This window comes from Streptomyces sp. SID5785 (genome assembly GCF_009870065.1).
Classification (GTDB): Bacteria; Actinomycetota; Actinomycetes; order Streptomycetales; family Streptomycetaceae; genus Streptomyces.
In genome coordinates this window covers 1-2,069 of sequence record NZ_WWIA01000744.1, presented here as the reverse complement: position 1 = coordinate 2,069, position 2,069 = coordinate 1, and the positions used below count along the sequence as shown (strand labels likewise).

Annotated in this window: 2 protein-coding genes; one reads left to right on the top strand and one right to left on the bottom strand. The window is 73.8% G+C overall.

The genetic code is table 11. From position 1 onward, the window contains the following. On the top strand, positions 1–399 hold a 399-nt coding region (locus tag GTW43_RS24335; protein ID WP_161304170.1), incomplete at its 5' end, for a TetR/AcrR family transcriptional regulator. Positions 400–493: 94 nt separating this feature from the next. Here GTW43_RS24335 and GTW43_RS24330 read toward each other — a convergent pair. Further along, positions 494–1,771: an ROK family protein gene (locus tag GTW43_RS24330; RefSeq protein WP_202501888.1), complete on the bottom strand. Its 1,278-nt coding sequence runs from the start codon at positions 1,769–1,771 to the stop codon at positions 494–496. Positions 1,772–2,069: the final 298 nt, after the last annotated feature.

Genomic DNA, 2,069 nt, shown 5'->3' with positions numbered 1-2,069 from the left:
TCCTCGAAGGAGGCGTTGTTCCGCGCCGCCGTCACCCGGACGCTCGAGCAGGACATCGGCGCGGTCACCGACGTCCTGGCCGACGTCGACCGCCCGCTGTCCGAGCGCCTCGTCGAGGCGTTCGACCACTGGGCCGGCCGCTACGTCGGCCCGCTCGCGCACGACGTCATGGCCGTCGTCGAGGACAACCCCCGCCTCCTCGGGGACATCACCGCGGTCATGCCCCGGCGCTTCGAGGAACTCATCACGGCCGCGATCGCGGCCGAACCGGGGCAGAAGGCGGCACGACCGGTCGCACAGACGCTGATCAGCACGTCGGTCGGCCTCAAGCACCAGGCCGGCTCACGGGAGTTCTACCGTGAGCGGCTGTCGGCGGCGGTGGAACTCCTCGTGAGCTGATCCCCGGGACCGCCGGGACCGCGGGGATCCCCAGGCCCCCGGGACCGCCGGGAGGCGTCACGGTCCGTCCCTCGCGGACGGCCCCGGACCGGCGTCAGGTCAGCGCCGCGTCGGCCACCCCGGCGGGGTCCTGGAACACCCGGTCCAGCGCCAGGTGCGCACCGCCGCGGGCCGCCGCGCTGAATCCCAGGGTCGAGAGCATCACCTCGCAGCCGCCCGCGTCCGGCGCCATGACGCGGCGGGCGAACTCGGCGCGCACCCGGTCGATCAGGTGGTCGCCGAAGTGCACGAAGTAGCCGCCCAGGACGACGGCCCGCGGGTTGAGGACGTCGGCGAGCAGTCCGGCGCCCAACGCCAGGCCGTCGGCGATCCGCTCCAGGGAGACGAGGGTGGCGTGGTCGCCCTCGTCGGCGCGGCGGCGCAGTTCGGCGAGGCGCTGCACCAGGTCGACCGTGGGGTCGCGCACGGGGTCGTCCGGTGCGGCCGCGCCGCGCAGCAGGGCCGAGAGCCCCACCATGGTCTCCCAGCAGCCGGACCGGCCGCACACACACGTCTCCCCGCCGGGGTCCAGGGGCATGTGGCCGATCTCGCCCGCGAATCCGGCCGCGCCGCGCAGCAGCCGGCCGTCGGAGATGATGCCGCCGCCGACGCCCGTCTCGCCGGTGACGTAGATCAGGTCGTGGATGTCGGCCGCGGCGGCCACCGCGTACTCGGCGACGGCGCCGAGCTTGGCGTCGTTCTCCAGCAGGACCGCCGGCCCGCCGGCACCGAGCCGGTCGCGCAGGCCGGTGACGACGGCGACGTCCCGCCAGCCGATGTTCGGGGCGTACGACACCACGCCGCTGCCGGTCTCGATCACCCCCGGGGCCGCGACGGTCACACCGGCCGGGCGCGTCCCTCGCGCGCGCAACGTGTCACACGTGTGCCGGATCGTCCCGGCCATGCGGTCGAGTACCGTCCCGGCGCAGGACCCGCGCACGTCGAACGGCGTGTGCTGTTCGGCGACGACCTCGCCGCGCAGGTCGAGGGCGATCAGGCTCAGGTAGTCGACGTTGATCTCGACGCCCAGACCGCACAGGGAGCGGCCGTCGATCTCCACGGTCCGGCTGGGCCGTCCGATCGAGCCCTGCCGCTCGGCCTCGCCCTCGCGCACCAGCCCCCGCTCCATCAACTCGGCGACGAGATGCGTGACCGTGGCCTTCGGCAGGCCCGTGTCGGCCGCGATCTGGATGCGTGGGCGCGGTCCGGCGTCGTGCAGCAGGCGCAGCACCAGGCCGAGATTGGTGCGGCGCAGGGACGCGCGGTCGCTCGCCCGCTGCGGTCCTCCGCCGCCCATGCCCCGTACGCCTGCTTCCCGTAGGTCTGCCTTCACCGTGCCTGCTCCTTGGTCATGTCCGCCGTGGTGGTCAGAGGTGGTGCGAGGAACCGTCACGTTACGCGGCCGCGGCGGGCCCGGGGAACGCCCGAGCGTGCGGAGCACCCCAACAGTTCACCTCCCGCGCCCTGTTGACGAGCAGCGATTAATTTCGGATCCTAGCCGAACTAACTACGGGGGATGCCGATGACGTCACCACCGGACGCTGCCGCACCTGCGGCCGCGCGACGGGCGCACTACCACCTCCGCTTCACTCTGCGCCCCGGCGACGACCTCGCCGACCGTGCCCGGTCCC